The following is a 19,232-nucleotide window of genomic DNA, read 5'->3' on the forward strand; positions in this document are numbered from 1 at the left end:
AAGAACCCTCTCCTTATCGCTTAAATGATGCAGTGACTGATGCTACACGTCTTCCTAATGCTTTGCCGAGTTCAATGCCTTCCGTAGACATCAATTCATCAGAATCAATTGGACATGTCACACCTGCTCCATAATAAGAGCCGTATAAAGCATTCTCTGGAACATTTCCAGGAAGACCTACCACAAGCATCCCTTGATGGAACATTGGCGTAATCAAATTGTGCATCGTCATTTCTAAACCGCCGTGTGTTGTAGCAGTTGTACAGAAAACAGCACCGACTTTATCGATGAGTTTTCCTTCTGCCCATAAGTAGCCAAGACGGTCAATCCATGTCTTTAATCCAGAACTAATGGTACCAAAGTGACCAGGGCAGCCCCAAATGATCGCATCCATTTGATCAAGCTTGCGAATGTCCGCATCTTTCACATGATCAATGAACACTTCAGCTTGCTCTGTTTCACCTGCGCCCGCTGCAATCGCTTCTGCAAGTGCTTTTGTATGGTCGCCTTCACTATCATATACGACATAAATTTTCATGTACGGTCCCTCCACACTTATCTTGCATCTTGGTTTGCTTCCTTAGGTGCTGGAAGCAGCGTCATTTCTTGTTTCTTATGTTGCTGATCTTTTCGTTTTTTATCCTTACGTACATCTCGCAAGAACAAGCTGAGAATGACACCAGCCGCACAGAATAATGTGACCCACATGTAAGCATCATTGATACCCATCACGTTTGAATCGACCTGTGCTTTCGTAAAGAGCTGGGTAGATACATATTTTTGAGCAGCTTCTGCTGTCATCCCCATATGATGCATCACATTCGACACAGCCGTCTGGAATGAATTCATAAAGAATGGGTCAGCTGTATTCGTCTGATCCGCCATATTCGAATAATGGAATGTCGTCCGATTCGTATAAATCGTCGTGATTAAACTCGTACCGATTGAGCCGCTAATTTGTCTTAATGTGTTAGACATCGCTGTACCATGACTGTTTAAATGCTGTGGTAATTGGTTCATCCCAGCTGTCATAACAGGCATCATCAGCAGTGACATACCAAATGCACGTACTGCATACATGAGCACAATGTGACTATAGGATGTATCAATGGTCAGCCTTGTAAACTCGTATGTGGTGACAACAGTAATCAGCATTCCCACAATCGCAAGCGGACGAGGTCCAAATTTATCAAACAAGATCCCTGAAATCGGGGACATAATCAGCATTGCAAGTGCCCCTGGAAGCATTAACAGACCCGATTGCAATGCAGTAAACCCAACGAGGTTTTGCAGATAAATCGGAAGTAAGAACATTCCAGTGTATAAGGCAACAGTAATAATGATGTTAATGACACTTGATAATGAGAAAATGCTGTATTTAAACACACGGAAATCAAGCATCGGATTATCAGCTTTTAGCTGTTGGAAAATAAAGAGAATGATCGCAATCGCACCAATAATAATCGTCGATAAGACGATCGGATCTGTCCAACCATCACTCCCCGCTTCACTCACTCCGTATAGAAGCGAAGCAAAACCAACGATTGAAAGAATCGCACCAAGGGTGTCCAGCTTGATTTTTTTAGGCTCTACAATATTTTTAAACATAAAGAAAGCCGCGATAATGACAATCAAACCGATTGGTACAAGGCCATAAAACATAATACGCCAAGAATAATGTTCAATAATGTAACCAGATAATGTTGGTCCTACAGCTGGTGCAAACATCATCGCAAGACCAAAAATCCCCATTCCTTTCCCTCTGCTTTCCGGAGGGAAAATAAAAAGGATTGTTGTCATGACGAGCGGCTGCAAGATACCGCCACCGATTGCTTGAATCAAGCGGCCAATGAGCATCGTAGAAAAGTTCGGCGCAATGCCGCAAATAAATGTGCCTAGTGTAAATGAGATCATGGCCACTAGGAATAAGCTACGCTGTCCAAAACGTGTGATTAAAAACGCGGATAACGGAATCAGCACACCGTTGACAAGCATGTAACCTGTTGTAAGCCACTGAATGGTCGTTGCACTCACATTAAATTCAGTCATTAAATGGGGCATGGCTACGTTCAGAAGCGTTTGGTTTAAAATCGCTACGAACAAACCAGCCATTAAAATGATCAGTAAAGACAAGGAGCCTGTTCCCTGTTTTGTCGCTGCAGGTTGATTTGCCATCTCAGACAACCTCCTTTCATTTTTTGATATCAGTCATCATTAAGATGAGATTTTGACAGAAGCATTCATACCTGGAAGTACTTTGTCAGATGGATTTTTAATTGAAATTTTGACGGCTACTTTTTGTGTCACTTTTGTATAGTTACCACTTGAATTTGTTGCTGGCAGCATGTTGAATGTTGAATTTGTCGCATAACCAATTTGTTCAACAGTTCCTTCGAATGTTGTATCAGGATCACCATCTACCACGATGTCGACTTTGTCGCCTTTTTCAATGTTCTTAATGTCTGTTTCTTTGATATTCGCTGTGATATAAAGCTTGCTTAGGTCAATTGTTTCACCAAGAACTGTACCTGGCTGCACTTGTTGGTTGTTTTGCACTTCTTTTTTGACTAATGTGCCATCAGCTACTGCTTTAATGTTTGTTTTTGCTTCTCCTTCAACTTTTGCAACTGTGCTGTCCTTTTGCACTTCGTCACCTTCATTGATATCCCAGCCTTTGATTTGTCCAGCTGCTGGTGCTGTAATTTGATACATGTCTCCTGTCACTTTTGCCTCGTCTGTTTTCACAAAGTTTGTGCTTTCGTAGTAGTAATAAGCACCTCCGGCAATAATGGCAAGAATCACAATAAGGCCAATAATATTCGTTAGTAATAAACGCCCTCTGTTCATGTTTTGTTTCTCCTTTCATGTATAAAAATATAGTGTCATCTGCTTTAGCAAGCTTAGAATGCCCATCATCTGACAGAATATGAAACAAGATCATAAAGCTGTCATTTTCCCTTCATCTACTCCGCTGAAAAATGGTGTGCAGCCCATTTATACTTATTGTTCACTCATGAGCAAAGAGCAGAAAAAGAAGAAAAGACGATCGGCATCTTTTTTGAAAAACTTATATTTAACAAGATTAAATATTAATAAATGAAAATTGAAATGTCAAAGAGAAAGTTTTACTTTTTTTCTGGTGATCCTTTCCTTCTCCACAAAAAAAACCTTTCAGCCCTTATACTGAAAGGTTTTTTCAAATGTTATCTTTAAGAAAGAACTTCTTCCTGCTGAAAAAATTTTTTTAATGCGAGAAACACGTCTGATTTTTGCTTCAAAATATAATAATTAAATTTCTCATCCTGAATATGCTTATATGCTGACATTAACGTAGAATGACGGTTATATTGATTCACTTCACCATAACAGAATAAGTTGGCTTTTTTCATAATCTCTTGAACAAGCTTCACACACCGCGCATTGTCGGAGGTCAGATTATCACCATCAGAAAAATGGAAAGGATAAATATTATATCGTGACGGCGGATATCGTTCATCTATGAGCTCTAGTGCCTTTCGATAGACAGACGAGCAAATGGTCCCCCCGCTCTCCCCCCGTGAGAAGAAATGTTCCTCATCGACAACCTTCGCCTCTGTATGGTGGGCAATAAATTCAATATCAACCGTCTCATACTTTGTCCGTAAGAAACGTGTCATCCAAAAGAAAAAACTCCTAGCCATGTACTTTTCCCAAAGTCCCATACTTCCGCTCGTATCCATCATCGCCAAAACGACGGCTTTCGACTCTGGTTTGGTCACTTCATTCCACGTTTTATATTTGATATCCTCTGGATAAATTGGATAAAAGGAAGGACTTCCCGTCATCGCGTTTCGTTTAAATGCCGACAACATCGTTCGTTTTTTATGGATATTTCCTGTTAAGCCCGTTTTGCGAATATCATTAAACTCAATTTGTTCGACAATGATGTCGTCAAGCTCCTTTTGTTTAAGGTTAGGCAGTTCTAGTTCACGAAACAGCGCTTCCTCCAGATCCATTAATGAGACTTCTGCTTCGTAATAATCCTCACCTGCTTGATCTCCAGCGCCTTGCCCCTTCCCTTGCCCTTGCTTACTATCTGACCCATCACGCGCGACCACATCACCAACCTGGCTGTCTCCATCCCCTTGGCCCACATGCTTATTCTTGTCGTAGTTGTACCGAATTTTATATTCATCTAATGATCGAATTGGAATTTTGACAACATCTTTCCCATTAGACATGATGATGCTTTCCTCTGTGACAAGATCCGGCAAATTGTTTTTAATCGCCTCTTTGACTTTTTTCTGATGACGCTGCTGGTCGTCATAGCCTTTTCGATGGAGGGACCAGTCTTCCTGAGAAACAATAAACTGACTTTTTTCTTGCTGGGACATCCATCCCCCTCCTCACCTGTTTGCGCAATTATTCTAACCATCGATTCCTTTATCGTATGCTGCCTGTCATCCAAGATGACGATCATTTCTAAAAAAGACATTACCGGTGCTGATATGCGCCAATAATGCCTCCTTCATTTATTAACGATTCAGAAGACTACCTACATATTTTAAGAGTTCATTTGCACTTGTTGAATTATAGCCATGCTCATCAATCAATCTAGCCACTACTTCATTTACCTTTTTCAGCTGCTGTTCATCTGGTGTCTTCGTCGATGTCGTAATTTTAACCACATCTTTTAGATCAGCAAATAACTTCTTCTGAATCGCCTCTCGTAATCTCTCATGAGAATTATAATCAAAACGTTTGCCCTTTCTCGCATAAGCCGAAATACGAATGAGAATTTCTTCTCGGAATGCCTTTTTGGCATTTTCAGAAATACCGATCTGTTCCTCAATTGAACGCATAAGCTTTTCATCAGGATTCATTTCTTCACCAGTTAACGGATCACGCAGCTTGTTTTTATTGCAGTAAGCTTCGACATTATCTAAGTAATTATCCATGAGTGTTTTCGCAGACTCCTCATAGGAATACACAAATGCCTTTTGAACTTCCTTCTTCGCAATATCGTCATACTCTTTTCGCGCGACAGAAATAAAATTCAAATACCGCTCCCGATCTTCATTTGAGATGGACGGATGCTGATCGAGCCCTTCTTTTAACGAACGAAGCACATCCAGTGCATTGATCGATTCCATATTCTTTCGAATAATGGTGGATGAAATTCGGTTGATCACATAACGCGGGTCAATTCCGCTCATCCCTTCGTCATGAAATTCCTTTTTCATCTCATCTATGTCAACAGATTGAAAACCTTCGACACTTTCCCCATCATACAGACGCATTTTTTTCACCAAATCAATATCAGACCGCTTCGGCTCTTTGAGTCTCGTCAAAATAGAGAACATCGCCGCCACCTTCAGCGTATGCGGTGCAATATGAACGTCTGAAACATCACTTTCTGAAATCATTTTATGATAAATCCGTTCTTCCTCTGTCACCTTTAAATTATAAGGAATCGGCATCACAATAATTCTTGAATGAAGGGCCTCGTTCTTCTTATTTGAAATAAACGACCGATACTCGGTTTCATTCGTATGAGCGACAATCAATTCATCCGCACTAATCAAGGCAAATCGGCCTGCCTTAAAATTTCCTTCCTGCGTTAATGAAAGAAGGTGCCATAGAAATTTCTCATCACACTTTAACATCTCCTGAAACTCCATCATTCCGCGGTTTGCTTTATTGAGTTCCCCATCAAACCGGTATGCACGAGGGTCTGACTCTGATCCAAATTCAGCAATGGTTGAAAAATCGATGCTGCCTGTTAAATCGGCAATGTCCTGAGATTTCGGATCAGACGGGCTGAAGGTACCAATGCCGGTCCGTTTATCCTCTGAGAAAAAGATCCGCTCAACCCTTACATCCTCAATTCTGCCGCCATATTCCTCTTCCAATCTCATCATATTCAGAGGCGACAAATTCCCCTGCACACGAATGCCATATTCTCTATAGAAATCCTCCCGCAGATTTTGCGGAATGAGATGAAGCGGGTCTTCATGCATGGGGCAGCCTTTGATCGCGTAGACTGCGCCATTGTCTGTCAGGGAATATGCTTCGAGACCTCTTTTCAGCCTTGTTACAAGCGTAGATTTCCCGCCACTTACCGGTCCCATCAATAATAAAATACGTTTCCGCACATCTAATCGCTTTGCAGCAGGGTGGAAATATTCCTCCACTAGCCTTTCCAGTGACTCCTCTAATCCAAAAAGCTCCTGATCAAAAAATTTGTAGGTTCTGACCCCATTCTCCTCTTCAATCCCGCTGTCTTTAATCATATGATAAACGCGAGAATGAGCAGATTGAGCGACAAGTGGATTTTCTTTAATAATGTCTAAATAATCGCTGAATGTGCCTTCCCATTTCAGACGCTGCTCTTCTTCTCTGTACTGTTCAATTTTCTTTAAAATATCCATATGAACCTCCTCTTTCAAGATTGAAGCTAGTAATCAGATACTGTTTTATAATCTATGCGGAGGCGTCCTATTACATGCTTTCGTTCTTCAAAATGACGAATTGGCAAACTGAATTGACAACCATCCGCAAGACCCTTCATAATAAAGGAAAAACAGGAGAAAAATGATCTTCTTCTCCTGCTTTTCAAGGCGAACTTCACATCATATGAAACAGGCAGCGAGTAGGAACAAAGGGATAAGGGGGAGCATATATGAGAACGGTCATTATGATGGGCGTCATCATTACGTTTTTAGTATCCATTTTCACAGCTGGCTACGAAGGCAAGCCTGGTAAATGAAAAAAAGGATGTTCCATTAGCGGAACATCCTTTTTTCATTTAGTTCGTTGTTTTCAGCACTTGCATATTCACTGTATTACCCGATACCTGAATCGAAGTAAAGTCTTGCGTATCTATCACCGGTGTGACTGCTCGATTATCTAATGTGATATCAGTAAAACGAGTAGAGAAGTTTGCCCGAATATCTTTCCGATAAATATCGTCAGTCACTGCAACCGTCGAAAGTAATTTCCATTTGGTCACAGAGCCAATGTTTGAGTTTTGAATTTCTGTGATAATGCGTCCTGTATAACCAACATTGTTTGTCCCCCAGAAAGTCGCTCTTGTATGTCCATTCAAATTTTTATAAATGGTCATTTGAACAGTACTTCCAGGCTTAAATCCTTTTGTATACGTAAAATCACTCTGTCCCTCGATATATGTTTCTTGATTATTTGTCCCTACCTTCATCGTAGGTTTCCATACATTATAGGTTGGACTGTATTGAAGACCAATATCCGCTTCTTTTGATCCTGTGAATCCAGAATAAATATAAGCTGTCCCATTAGACACACTCATCGTGGAAGGAAGTTGAATTTTTGTGACCAATATAGATCCATTACTATTGATATAAGTACGCCCGCCAATTCCTTTAGATAATTGCGCTGCTTCTATTTCCTGCGTCTGAGAAAGACCTGGAATACTGACTGGAATGGCCCCCATTAAAATAGCTGAGCTAATGGCACTAGTGATCAGTAGTTTTTTCATCTCTTTATTCCTCCTAATGGATTCATCATTTTTGAAAACGTGATCACAATCTATCATACTACCTATTTTTTAACATGTCAAAAAAAGTATAAATAAGTCATATTTTTCATCTCCATGCTTCTAATCTCACATAAAAAAGCCGAGATCGGTATCTCGGCTTTCATCATGATCTTATATAAGGTCTCGATATTGCTGCTGGCGAAGTGCCTCATAAACAAGGATTGCTGCTGTATTTGATAGATTAAGCGAACGAACATGCTCTGTCATCGGTAAACGAAGACAGCGGTCCATATTTCGTTCAATTAGATCTTTCGGCAATCCACTTGTCTCTCTGCCAAAGACGAAGAAATAGTCTTCATCTAACTGAGAGTAATCAAACGTTGTATGCGGCTTTTGGCCAAACTTTGTGATATAGAAGAATTGTCCCTTCGGATGCGCCTCAAACAATTCATCGAGCGAATCATGATAGACGACATTGGCATACTTCCAATAATCGAGTCCAGCACGCTTCAGCATTTTGTCATCTGTCGAAAAACCAAGTGGACGAATCAGATGAAGTGTTGTATTTGTTGCTGCACATGTACGCGCAATATTTCCAGTATTAGCTGGAATCTCTGGTTGATATAAAACGACATGAAGTCCCAAAAAAGTTCACCTCTAATTTTCTTTTCCGCTCAACATTATACCATTAACTATCCTTTGCGGCATCGTCCAAAATGTGAAAAAACGTATAACGAATAGCTGGTGTATAGGCGGTCGAATCCTCATATGACCAATAACGCATGCGGCTGTCATACGTCTGTGCATTCACAAGAGGCATCCCGCCTTTATCATGGTCAACGACAATGGTTGTATGATTATACCTTCCATCACCCTCAAAATCGTAGCAAATGATATCACCAATTTGAAGCTCCTTCGCTTCTTTTAGCTTCTTTGCCCTTAAGCCCGCTTTAGAATTCGCTAAATAATTTTTCATCGAATGAGCCACCGTCCAGCTGTAGCTCCACGTATGTGGACGCACCCACCAGCCAGACCCACGATTCGGATACCCTCTCGTTGGCGCATTCCCTGCTTTCAAGCATTGTGAAATAAAATTTGTACAGTTATCTTCAAAATTCTTGTAGGCTGGATTCCGTTTATTCCAGTACGTCTCCGCATATTGCACGGCTGCCCGCCGATCATAGTGAAAGGCTCTCCCGAATTGTTCCTCGTTCTGGAAGCGCTCATCCTCCTGCTCTTCCTTTTGCCGTTCCTCCTGCATCATGTGATCTTTGACAAGCATGTCGTTATAAAGAAACGCTTCTCTTTTTTCAACCTGTTCCTCCAAATAAAAAGAATCGTCTACATCCTTACAGACATAAGTGAGATGAGCAAGATATTGCACATGCTGAGCTCCATCGTCCTGAATCGTTGAATCTAGAAGCTTTGCTTTTGCCTTCGCCTTCACAATCTCAACCTGTCTTCTAGCAAAAAGCTCCTTTTTTCGTTCTACTGCTTCCACATCAGACATGAGCTGCGGTTGTTTAATCGCACTGTCATTTAATAAATACGCCAGCCTGTCTTCTAACGTTTGCGCTAATAATTGTTTCACACAGACACCACCAAACTTTTTTTAAAATCTCTGTTTGGTACATTCTATGTTCATAGGGATGTTATTTAGTATTTAAAGGTGTCTGTAACAACTCAATCCCTTTGATGATCTCTTGTTTCGCTTCTTCATCACTTTCCCGCTCAAGGGCTTTTTCCAACTCTGAAAGCTGCTGCTTGTCGCCAATTTTACCAATGGCCCAAGCAGCCGTGCCTCGAATGACCGGCCTTGGATCCTTGTGCATCAACTCAATCAAAACTGGTAAGGCAGATGTATCTTTAAAGTGAGCGAGTGCCAAAATTGCATTCCGCTGAATGGGCTTTTTCCCCCGCCATGATCCTGATACATGACCGTATTTTTCCTTAAACTCACGATTACTGATCGTAAGGAGCGGCTTTAAAAGTGGCTTTGCAATTTCAGGGTCCGGCTCCATTTCAGGATGCAGATGAAAGTCTTTCCCTTTATTGATCGGGCAGACAATTTGGCACGTATCACATCCATACAATCGGTTCCCTATTTTCGAACGAAATTCGTCAGGTAAAAACCCTTTTGTCTGAGTTAAAAACGAAATGCACCTTTGAGAATTCAGCTGTCCTGGATTCACAAGTGCACCAGTCGGACACGAATCCACACATTTATTGCACGTCCCGCACTGATCTTCAATTTTCTCATCCGGTTCAAATGGGACATTTGTGATCATTTCAGCTAAATACACATAAGAGCCGAACTCTGGTGTGATAATCATACAATTCTTTGCACTGAAACCAATGCCAGCGCGTTCTGCTACAGCACGATCAGACAGTTCCCCTGTATCCACCATTGATTTTGTTCGTATATCGACATGTTTGCTTCGCAAAAATTCCTCGAGCATATCGAGCTTTTTATTCAAAACAACATGATAATCCGTTCCCCATGAAGCCCTGCAGAAGATTCCCCTTCTCGCATCCTTTGTGCTTCGAGGAGCATCTTTCATTTTGGAAGGATACGCGAGCGCTATCGCAACAATTGATTTGGCCTTTGGAAGCAGCAAAGAAGGGTTTGTTCGTTTTTCAATATCAGGCTCTTCAAAGCCGGACAAATACCCTAACGATTCATGTAAGATCAGTCGGTCCTTTAATGAATCAAATGTATCAGCACTTGCAAATCGAATTTTATCGACACCAATTTCTTTCGCATATTGAATTAACTCTTCTTTTAATTCTCCAACATGAATCACCTTGCAAACCTCCTTCCTTTGTTTCTTCTGTTGTTTTCAGTATAATACGAGTGTATCATGACCGATTGGAGTGAGTCACTGTGAAGATACATATGGAAATTTCTCATCCTCAAAACCCGTCTATCCATGTTGGACAGATTGAATATTCACATATTGAAGTCGGTAAATCACCTCAAATGTTAAAAGGTCGATTACGCCTGTTTCAAGAGTCTTTGTTTTTTGAATACGAAGATAAAGCCTTAGAAGAAGTACAAGCAATCAAAGTATGGACTGATCTTTTAGAAGACGTCCCTTTCCTTCCACTTCTTTCTGATATTCAAAAGGAACAATTTATTGACTCGACCAATTCCGTACAGGATTTGTCGATATTTTTCTCATTAAAATATTTCTTGCCCATCCTGACATTAGATGCCGATCGCCTAAAAGAACCACTTTCACTGGCAAAAAATGATGCTGGTCACATTGAATGGCAGGACGACGCAGGACTTAAGGGATTATTTTCTAAAGCAAGTAAAGCACAAATTTCTCAAGACACAAAGAACATTCTTCAAATCATCCTTTTCCCGCCATCTATTTCCCGGGAAAAGAGTGAAGCTCTTATACAATCCTTGACGAAGATGTTTATACAAATACATGGTGGAGAAAGCAAATATGAACTCATTGAAAAAGCACTGTAGCCTGACAGTGCTTTTTCACATTATACTGACATAATAAAAAACGCAACACTTCGTTTATCTAAGAAACGAAATACTGCGTTATTAACAAAAATTATGTATTGGAGCGGGTGATGAGAATAGAACTAACGACATCAGCTTGGAAGGCTGAGGTTGTACCACTAAACTACACCCGCATCAATCTTTTAAAGGCAACATCATTGCGTTGACTTTTATTATGTTACAACTTTCTTAACAATTCGTCAAGAGAATATGAAGATTTTTCGTCAAAAAACTTCATATTCTCCATATATATTACGATAGTTATTTGTCTAACTGGACAAAAAATAAGTACGCATGTGACATATTCTTCAACGCTTTCTCAGGGTTCTTCTCGATTGCTCCAAGCATAGGTGAATTCCCATCTTTCCCCATTGCAGCTGTATATGCAATTAGTGCTTTTTCTCCTGAAGCCACTTTGACAGATTCAGATTGTGCGGAAAAAACATAATCACCTACTTTGAAAGGAAAGCTTGAAGTTGCTTTTGTCATCCCATCATTCTTCTTGTCTGACCAAATACTAAATTGTGATTCGTATATATCTTTCTGATGATTCAGTTGAAAGAGCATGTTCATCGTTTGATCGGTTCCATCCTGATGTAAGGTAAAGGTGGCAGAAGATGCTTCCTCATCAACTAATCGACCATTTTTATAATGACTCCCGATAAAAGTAATACTCTTATTCTTCTTCGTTAATCCCTTTAGGGTAAGAGCCACCATTTCATTAGTAGTTGTTGCATCTAGTAAGCCTTCTTCTTTCTTTGTCAGCTTCATTTTTTCGATTGTTACTTGATTCTTAGATACGGGTTCTGTTTCTTTTTTAGATACTGTCTTCACTGTCGTTGTTGTTTCTTCGGCCTTCATACCGCATCCTGCTAAAAGAAAAACAGTGAACAAAAGTATACTCCATTTTTTAATCATTGATATCCCCTTTGATGTTTTTTTATTCTTTATTATACTAAAATTTGGTTGATTATACAAAAAAAGATTAGGAGAATTCTCCTAATCTTTCGCTTTTTTCTGTTTCATTGCCGACAGCAATGCCACAATGAGAAAACTCGCCGCAAAAATCACAATCATATAAATAAAAAAGTTTGGCTTGATCTGAAAAGTAAACGCTGACGAACCTTCCATCTCAAAAGCGAGACTGTTAAATAATAATGCATCATTCGTTTTTGATTGAAATAAATGATAGAATAGTACACCAATTGTCAGCATCGGAAAGCCTAAGAATCCTAGAAAACCACCAACAATAGCACCTTGTTTCAATGCCTGAACGTTCATGATCGTTGTCCTCCCATTCCACCAAGCAATAACTGCTTCATAATGGACTTACCATCCCCCATAAACGGAAGAAGGTAGAGTAATTGAATAAAATACGTGATTGAAAAAATGAAGAAACCTGTCGAAATCGGGTTCTCTTTCAGAAATAACACGGTCACAATGATACCAGCTGCCCCAATCACACCTGGTGCGAGCGGTCCAAGCAGCGTAATCCATACCTGCTTTTTCTGAAACGGATCTAATACAGGTCTCACAAACTTCACAGACATCATATCGCTCGCAAAAAAACCTTGAGGACCATCCCGTCCCGCAAACTTCCGATGTGCATATCCATGTGCTGCCTCATGCAAGGCAGTCCCGGTAATTAATCCGAAATAAATAATCGTAAAATAAATCGCAATGGCTGCAATCGATGGATCAGGAATAAATAAAAAGGCGATTCCCGCCATGATCATAAAGAACACCCAGAAAAAGATGATTTTACGCGTCACCATGAGCAGAGCCGTACCCAATATGTGAAGAAATGAATGCCCCGTGCAGTCAAACCGTTCCTTCATCTTTACTTGATACTGCTTAAAAAATTGACAGCAGGCTGTGACAATCCGATATGGTGATTGATAATGAATAGACAGCAAATGATGCTGATTCAACCCCATCATCAGTTGATAAAAATCACGAGCAATCACAGACTCGTCGACCTGAAACAAATCGGCGAGCTCTGCCGTAATACTCGCTTCTGTCCTTTTGCCGTCAACTTTCGTTAACATATGATATGCACTTTCATTAATCGGGAGAGTGCTTCCATATTGCGTATCAGTCAGATGCCTCTTTTGTAAGGTCACATACGGCGTAAGAGCTGGTACCCGCTTGATCTTTAGCTTACTGTTAAGAAGTTGAATCATGTGAATACCTCCATGAAAAACCTTTGTATATGGCAAAGATGAGCAGACCTTCAAATCCTGCCACAAGCAGCCACTGAAGCGTTTGACTCGACTCCCCTATGACATAATTTCCAATAAACACAATCGGAATCATGATTAAAATAAGTGCTCCAAATGAAAAAATGCCCGTGTATGGATTATTTCGATCAAGGGGCAGCAAAATACCCACCACATAAAAGAGAGCCGTTGCATTACAGAGAGCAGCAACTCCAATCAAAAGGATCCAGATCTGATCAGGAAGCGTCCATGTTGCAAGCATGAATAAAGCAATTTGCATCACGCCAACGAGTAGAAGTCCAATAAACTTATACAGAGCCACTTCCCACGACCTTAGGCCAAATGTTTTATACATCCCTAGCATACGTTTATCATTGCCAAATGAATTAAAAGCTGTTAATCCAGCAAGAGCACATAGAACAAAAAACGCTTCTCCTTCAAAGCGGAAAGCAAACTGATAACGGACGAATAAGATCACAATGAGAAGAATGAGAAAGTTTAAAATGTTTTCTTCATTTCGCACCTGTGATTTGATTTCCTTTACAATAAGTGACCACTTTTTTGAAGCAGAGAATGGCAGTTTGTTTAAAAAAGTTAACGCTTTTTTCTCAGCCATAATCGGCATCAGGGCGAGAGAAATAAATGCGCCGCCCGCAGATAAGAGGATCAATAGGATCAAAATCGCATCATTCACCCCATCTGGAGGCATCCCTTGTGCCGCTAGGAAAAACGGTGCTGTAAAATACATCAAATGATAATCAAACTGTACATATGATTGCTGTATTTGGCTGATGTCAAAATGCGTCATTCCATACGCCACAACTAGTGCCAATAAAACAAATATCGCTGCAAATTTTTGCAACGGTAATTTTAATTTCAGAACGAGCAAATAGGTGATGTTATAAATGAATTGCAGCAGCATTAGGACAAAGAGCGATTGCAAAAGCACCATCAAAAAGAAAGTGAGGATAAAGAAAATACCGATTCCTTGGGCAATAAAATTAGGTAAAAGCAAGATGCCGATAAAAAATAACACAAGCCCTGCCACTACTGTCACCATCGGAATGAAGTATCCAAGACTTTTCTGAAAGGTAGAGAGCGGGAACCAGCTGAGCTGCATAGAAAACCGGTCTTGCTCAGGTGTTCTGACCTTGATCAGAACAAATAACAAGCTTGTAAAAATAGATGCATTGATCGCCATCGACACAACCAATAATCCAAGTGAACGTTCATCCCCATTTAAGAAAGCCTTCATAAAGACACCAGTAAAACTGTATCCAATGATGGCCCCCATTGTGACTGCAAACAAAAAGAATAAGACCACAATGATTCGCTTCGTTTGAGTATCAAAGAGCTTATACATCTCCTGCTGCCACATTTTTAGCATCATTTTAGAAATGATTAATGATTTCATCAAAATGTGCACCCCTATCACTTAACATTGAAGCTTTCAGAAACACCTGTTCTAGTGTGCTTGATTGATACTTCTCCTTTAAGGCTGAAACTGTTCCTTCATCCATTTTATTCCCCTTAGAAATAATGGCGATTTTGTGGCACAGCTCTTCAGCTGCAAGCATATCATGCGTTGAAAGCAAGATCGCACCATGATGCTCGGCATAACGCTTCATCAGTTTCTTTGTGTTTATAACCGCTTCAATATCAAGTCCCCTAAAGGGCTCATCCATGATCACCAATTGACTATCCAGCATAAAGGCGGCAATCAGCTGTGTCTTTTTTTTCATACCATGTGAATAGGTTTCAATAGGTCTTGATAAAGCCGAATCCATATCAAACAGTTCAATTAGTTGATTTCTTCTATGAATTGTTTTACATTCATACATAGAAGAAACAAAATCTAAATATTCAGCACCAGTCAATGCTTCAGGGAGCAGCAGGTCATCTGGAATATAGGCTACTTGTTTTTTAAAGGATGGTTCATCATTTGTGACGTCCTGCAAATGAATCGTTCCTTTTGTATGCTTAATGATGCCGAGTATACAGTTAATCATCGTTGTTTTACCAGATCCATTCGGTCCAGCAACAGCAACGATTTGATGAGGGGCAACCTTTAAATGAAAATCATTGACAGCAGTCACATTATTTTTATACGTCTTGGTTAAATTCTCGATCGTAAACATATAACCTCCAAGTGTCTGCATATTCTTTTAAAAACAGATCAGGCTAAACCGCCCGCCACAGACGGTTTAGCCCTGATGTCATATCATAGAAGTAAAAAGATGAATCCTAAGTATAGCTACTTACATTCAATATTGACTTTTAAGCCACTTTCCCATTGAACGGCTCCTGTAAAGCTACCATTACCATTTGCTAAACACCAAATTGCTGCTCCTAAAACAACAGTTGCACCCAATCCCAAAAGGACTGCAACAAATACTAGGAACCACGCTTGGTCCATGATAGCAGGTTCCATAGTGGAATAGTCAACTTGCGGCGCTGCATAATTCATACTTTTCACCTCCCAGCTTATGATGATCGTATCATAGGCGTCACACTCCAAACATCAACAGAATATCCCATTTTTGACCGAACGTACTTTCGATTAAAATGTGACTTTTTATTCAATTATTAACTTTTAACTGCACACCCCCTCTCTTTTTCACTAGATTATGTCCCCTCATAAGAACCAACAAAACCATTTTTTGTCAAACAATCCATCTTTTTTCTTTTTCTTTTGAAATAGTCCATTTTCATCATCTCTTCTATGTATTCTTTCTTTTTTGTGAGATAGCAAGAATTCCCCCGATATATCAGATATAAAAGCCCTAATTATATGTCGTTAAAACACCAATTATGAAATATTTACTGATAATTCCGCCAAAAGAGTGAGCATATTTTCCTTCTTCTCTTATCACTTGAAATATGTATATACAAGAAAATCCATTGGGAAAAAAGCCCTCATCTCCTTCCACAACACACAACATTTTACACGCCTCTCCTTCTCTTTCTATGAAAAAAGCAAAGCAGCCCGCGAAGTGACTGCTTTGCTTTTTGCTTTATGAAGAACTTGCTGTAGACGTCGTATCAGGAAAATAATTGTTACCGATAATTTCACCCGCTGGCACACGAAGTCCTACATCACCATTCCTCTTAAACGGAAGAAGCGGAAAGACAAGTTCTGCTAAATAATAAGCTTCTTCCAAGTGCGGATAACCAGAAAATATAAACGTATCAATCCCTAGAGACTGATATTCTACTATACGTTCTGCAATTGTGTTCGGATCCCCGACAAGTGCTGTTCCTGCACCTCCACGAACTAAACCAATGCCTGCCCAAAGATTCGGACTAATTTCAAGCTTGTCTTTATTCCCTTGATGTAATTCAACCATTCGTTTTTGTCCTACTGAGTCCATCCCTTGTAAAGCCTTTTGCGCCTCATCAATGGTCTCTTGATCTAAATGGTGAATTAGATGTTCCGCTGCCTGCCAAGCCTCTTCTTCCGTTTCTCTCACAATCACATGAAGACGAATACCAAACTTCACCGTTCTTCCTTCCTTTTCAGCCTGCTTCTTCACTTGTGCGATTTTCTCTTTTACTTGTGTAGGCGGCTCGCCCCAAGTTAAATAAACATCTGTATGTTTTGCAGCTGCTTGAATGCCTGCTTCTGATGATCCACCAAAAAAGACTGGGGGATGTGGCGTTTGTACTGGTGGAAATAGCAGCCGGCCATTTTGTGCTTGCAGATGCTTCCCTTCAAACTGAACATTCTCTCCTTTTAATAATCGCTTCCAGATTGTCAAAAATTCTTCTGTTTGCTCATAGCGCTCATCATGAGGAATGAATAGCCCATCCCCTGCAAGTTCTTCTTTACTGCCTCCCGCCACAACATTAATCAGCAGTCTCCCGCCTGAAAGCCGATCAAGTGTGGAGGTCATTCTAGCGGCAACAGACGGCTGCATCAAACCTGGCCGAAGAGCCACGAGAAACTTTAAATGGGTTGTTTCTGCAGCTAAAGCAGCAGCCGTCAGCCATGGATCTTCACAAGATCTTCCTGTAGGCAGCAAGACCCCCGTATAACCAAGCTGATCGGCAGCTTGAGCAATTTGTTTAAAATATGGATAGTCTGCCTGTCTTGCCCCTTTCGATGATCCTAAATAACGACCATCCCCATGCGTTGGGATAAACCATAGAATATTCATCACATCGCCCCCTGTTATTTTTCACCTTGATAACTTGTGCGCCACTTGAGCAGACGCTTTTCTAACAGACGTACAAATGAATCTGTCATCTTACCAACTACCGCAAAAATGATAATCCCTACAAACACTTTATCCGTTTGTGAGAATTGCCTTGCATCCATAATCATATAGCCGACTCCACTGCTCGAACCCATCAATTCAGCCACCACTAAACCAAGCCAGGCAATGCCTAATGAAAGCCTCACGCCTAGAAGAATATGGGGAAGAGCAGCAGGTAAAATCAATTTTGTGATGTTTTGATACAAATTAAATTCTAAAGCGTGAGCCACATCAAACAGCTTGTTATCTACATTGCGAATCCCTAGAAAGGTATTGATATAGATCGGAAAAAAAGCCCCAAGTGCAATTAATAAAATTTTCGCTGATTCATCAAAACCAAACCAAAGAATAAATAAAGGAGTCACCGCCAAATGAGGAACTGTTCTCAGCATTTGCAAGGTCGGATCTACATACTGCTCGGTTTTCCTAGAAAAACCGACACACACGCCCACCACAAGGCCTAAACCTCCACCAAGTAAAAACCCGCATATCGCTCTGTAGAGACTTATGTAAAGATGGCCAAACAGCTCACCGGAACGAATCAACTCTCGAAAAGATTCCACAATGACAGTGGGTGCAGGAAGTACAGTCGAAGAAACGATTTGGGAAGCAGCAGTTACCTGCCAAATTGCAATGAGTAAAGCGGGTAATACAAGTCCTTTTAACATGATCAAGGATGAAGCTTTTCTCCTCTTTTTCTTCGTTCGCTCGGTTTTAGTCACAAGAGCTGGGTTAGATGCAGCTTTCATCAATTTTTCTCCTCTTTCAGCATTTTTTCAATAAACGAATTGTCTACCACCTGATTTACATCAATCTTCCGCTGGATCGCCTTTGTTTTATATTGAAAATCAGCTGTATGCTGCTGAGCGTTTATAATCTTCTTAGAAATAGGCTCATTGAGCGGCTCTGTATTGTTTAATACTTGTGTCACCACCTTCTGATCTAACTGTTTCAAACGAGAATAAAGTGTAATGGCCTCCTTTTGATGTGCATTCTGCCATTTCACCGCTTTGTCATATACTTTTAAAAATTGCACCACTAGTTCAGGATGCTGATCGGCAAATTTGGTTCTGACAAGTGTGAATCCTGGAGAATATAAATCGGTCGCTTCTCCATTGACCAACAGCTTTGCTCCTTTTTCTATCGTTTCAAGTGATAAGAATGGCTCCCAGATCGACCAAGCATCAACGGACCTATTCTCAAACGCAGATATTGCTTCGTCCGGCTGAAGCTGAATGATCTGAACATCCTTTGCAGATAATCCAGCCTGATCTAAAACTTTGTATAAAAAGTCAAAACCACTGCTTCCTTTGGCAACGGCGATTTTTTTCCCTTTTAAGTCTTCTACTTTTTGAATCTCACTGTTCTTGTTCACTAAAATGCCGTTCGCTTTCAGCCCATCCTGAGATAAACCAATTTCCTTAAAATCAATACCTGCTGCCTGACCAGCTATAACAGGTGAGTTACCAACCTGAGAAAAATCTAATTGATTAGCGGCAAGTCCTTCGAATTGGGGAGGACCACTTTGAAACTCCACCCACTTTACTTTCACACCTTCTTTTTCAAATGATTGTTCAAACCACCCTTTTTCCTTTGCTAAAAGCAGTGGGCTTAGACTTTGCTGAATTCCAATTCGAATCTCTTTTGGCTTGTTTTCTGATCCATCCGCTGCTTGATCACACCCTGCTAATACAAGGAGGAGAACCAAAAGGAGAACGATCCTATTTTGCCTTTTCATCCGA

General features: G+C 40.4%; 19 protein-coding genes and 1 tRNA gene. 1 reads left to right on the forward strand and 19 read right to left on the reverse strand.

The annotated features are described in order from the left end of the window. Nucleotides 1-13: 13 nt before the first annotated feature. The 9 genes from BA70_RS10405 to queG form a co-directional block, all read right to left on the reverse strand. A complete protein-coding gene (locus BA70_RS10405; protein WP_034321680.1) occupies nt 14-538 on the reverse strand; it encodes a flavodoxin family protein in 525 nt (174 codons plus the stop codon). A 17-nt stretch (nt 539-555) separates the two neighbouring features. Beyond that, a complete protein-coding gene (locus BA70_RS10410) occupies nt 556-2,175 on the reverse strand; it encodes a DHA2 family efflux MFS transporter permease subunit (RefSeq protein ID WP_034321682.1) in 1,620 nt (539 codons plus the stop codon). Between the two features lie 39 nt (nt 2,176-2,214). Continuing rightward, nucleotides 2,215-2,847, reverse strand: coding sequence for a biotin/lipoyl-containing protein (locus BA70_RS10415; RefSeq protein ID WP_007497037.1), 633 nt, complete (start codon nt 2,845-2,847; stop codon nt 2,215-2,217). 362 nt (nt 2,848-3,209) lie between these two features. Further along, entirely contained in the window at nt 3,210-4,373 is a 1,164-nt protein-coding gene (yhbH, locus tag BA70_RS10420; protein WP_034321685.1) for a sporulation protein YhbH, read from the reverse strand. A 141-nt stretch (nt 4,374-4,514) separates the two neighbouring features. Continuing rightward, nucleotides 4,515-6,410, reverse strand: coding sequence for a PrkA family serine protein kinase (locus tag BA70_RS10425; RefSeq protein ID WP_034321687.1), 1,896 nt, complete (start codon nt 6,408-6,410; stop codon nt 4,515-4,517). Nucleotides 6,411-6,787: 377 nt separating this feature from the next. Next, nucleotides 6,788-7,495, reverse strand: coding sequence for a YrpD family protein (locus BA70_RS10430; RefSeq protein ID WP_034321690.1), 708 nt, complete (start codon nt 7,493-7,495; stop codon nt 6,788-6,790). A gap of 171 nt (nt 7,496-7,666) precedes the next feature. Beyond that, complete coding sequence (gene trmL / locus BA70_RS10435) at nt 7,667-8,140, reverse strand: tRNA (uridine(34)/cytosine(34)/5-carboxymethylaminomethyluridine(34)-2'-O)-methyltransferase TrmL (RefSeq protein WP_003211950.1); 474 nt, start codon at nt 8,138-8,140, stop codon at nt 7,667-7,669. Between the two features lie 43 nt (nt 8,141-8,183). Then, a complete protein-coding gene (locus tag BA70_RS10440) occupies nt 8,184-9,086 on the reverse strand; it encodes an amidase domain-containing protein (protein WP_034321693.1) in 903 nt (300 codons plus the stop codon). Nucleotides 9,087-9,147: 61 nt separating this feature from the next. After that, a complete protein-coding gene (gene queG, locus BA70_RS10445) occupies nt 9,148-10,296 on the reverse strand; it encodes a tRNA epoxyqueuosine(34) reductase QueG (RefSeq protein WP_034321744.1) in 1,149 nt (382 codons plus the stop codon). A gap of 83 nt (nt 10,297-10,379) precedes the next feature. On the opposite strand from queG, the gene BA70_RS10450 reads away from it, so the two are divergent. Then, a complete protein-coding gene (locus BA70_RS10450; RefSeq protein WP_193352347.1) occupies nt 10,380-10,976 on the forward strand; it encodes a hypothetical protein in 597 nt (198 codons plus the stop codon). 99 nt (nt 10,977-11,075) lie between these two features. Here the strand turns inward: BA70_RS10450 and BA70_RS10455 are convergent. The 10 genes from BA70_RS10455 to BA70_RS10500 form a co-directional block, all read right to left on the reverse strand. Then, nucleotides 11,076-11,149: transfer RNA gene (locus BA70_RS10455), tRNA-Gly, on the reverse strand. A 127-nt stretch (nt 11,150-11,276) separates the two neighbouring features. Further along, complete coding sequence (locus tag BA70_RS10460) at nt 11,277-11,933, reverse strand: hypothetical protein (protein ID WP_034321694.1); 657 nt, start codon at nt 11,931-11,933, stop codon at nt 11,277-11,279. Nucleotides 11,934-12,014: 81 nt separating this feature from the next. Next, on the reverse strand, nt 12,015-12,296 hold the full coding sequence (locus tag BA70_RS10465; protein ID WP_034321695.1) for a hypothetical protein: 282 nt from the start codon (nt 12,294-12,296) through the stop codon (nt 12,015-12,017). Continuing rightward, entirely contained in the window at nt 12,293-13,198 is a 906-nt protein-coding gene (locus tag BA70_RS10470; RefSeq protein ID WP_034321697.1) for a PqqD family protein, read from the reverse strand. The genes BA70_RS10465 and BA70_RS10470 overlap by 4 nt, the downstream gene beginning before the upstream one ends. Further along, on the reverse strand, nt 13,182-14,648 hold the full coding sequence (locus tag BA70_RS10475) for a hypothetical protein (protein ID WP_034321699.1): 1,467 nt from the start codon (nt 14,646-14,648) through the stop codon (nt 13,182-13,184). The genes BA70_RS10470 and BA70_RS10475 overlap by 17 nt, the downstream gene beginning before the upstream one ends. Further along, nucleotides 14,626-15,372: an ABC transporter ATP-binding protein gene (locus BA70_RS10480; protein WP_034321700.1), complete on the reverse strand. Its 747-nt coding sequence runs from the start codon at nt 15,370-15,372 to the stop codon at nt 14,626-14,628. The genes BA70_RS10475 and BA70_RS10480 overlap by 23 nt, the downstream gene beginning before the upstream one ends. A 116-nt stretch (nt 15,373-15,488) precedes the next feature. Next, nucleotides 15,489-15,701 carry a hypothetical protein gene (locus BA70_RS10485; protein ID WP_034321703.1) on the reverse strand — a complete coding sequence of 71 codons (213 nt, stop codon included), beginning with the start codon at nt 15,699-15,701 and terminating at the stop codon, nt 15,489-15,491. A gap of 547 nt (nt 15,702-16,248) precedes the next feature. After that, nucleotides 16,249-17,391 (reverse strand): FMNH2-dependent alkanesulfonate monooxygenase, encoded by a 1,143-nt coding sequence (gene ssuD / locus BA70_RS10490; protein WP_034321706.1) that lies wholly within the window; start codon nt 17,389-17,391, stop codon nt 16,249-16,251. Nucleotides 17,392-17,405: 14 nt separating this feature from the next. Then, nucleotides 17,406-18,158, reverse strand: a complete 753-nt coding sequence (locus tag BA70_RS10495; protein ID WP_239646656.1) for an ABC transporter permease — start codon at nt 18,156-18,158, stop codon at nt 17,406-17,408. An 80-nt stretch (nt 18,159-18,238) separates the two neighbouring features. Further along, nucleotides 18,239-19,228 (reverse strand): aliphatic sulfonate ABC transporter substrate-binding protein, encoded by a 990-nt coding sequence (locus BA70_RS10500; protein WP_034321711.1) that lies wholly within the window; start codon nt 19,226-19,228, stop codon nt 18,239-18,241. Nucleotides 19,229-19,232 lie beyond the last annotated feature (4 nt).

This window comes from Bacillus zhangzhouensis (genome assembly GCF_000715205.1).
GTDB lineage: Bacteria > Bacillota > Bacilli > Bacillales > Bacillaceae > Bacillus > Bacillus zhangzhouensis.